The following is a 258-nucleotide window of genomic DNA, read 5'->3' on the forward strand; positions in this document are numbered from 1 at the left end:
CCGACACCCTGGAAGGGGCGACGCCGCTTCTGGTTGGCCTGGCGCTCGGTGTGTATGGCCTGACTCAGGCGGTTCTGCAGATTCCGTTCGGGTTGCTGTCGGATCGGATCGGCCGGAAACGCGTGATCGCCATTGGCCTGCTGATCTTTGCCGCAGGCAGTATCGTGGCCGCCATGGCGGACACCATTGGTGGTGTGATCGTCGGGCGGGCGCTGCAGGGGAGTGGTGCCATTGCGGCGGCGATCATGGCGCTGCTGG

1 protein-coding gene is annotated in these 258 nt (G+C 65.9%); it reads left to right on the top strand.

The window, feature by feature from the left end:
- Positions 1 to 258: MFS transporter (locus Q5762_RS38930; RefSeq protein WP_315897043.1), on the top strand; the 258-nt coding region annotated here is incomplete at both ends.

The sequence above is a fragment of the Streptomyces sp. P9(2023) genome, from assembly GCF_032436795.1.
Lineage (GTDB): Bacteria > Actinomycetota > Actinomycetes > Streptomycetales > Streptomycetaceae > Streptomyces.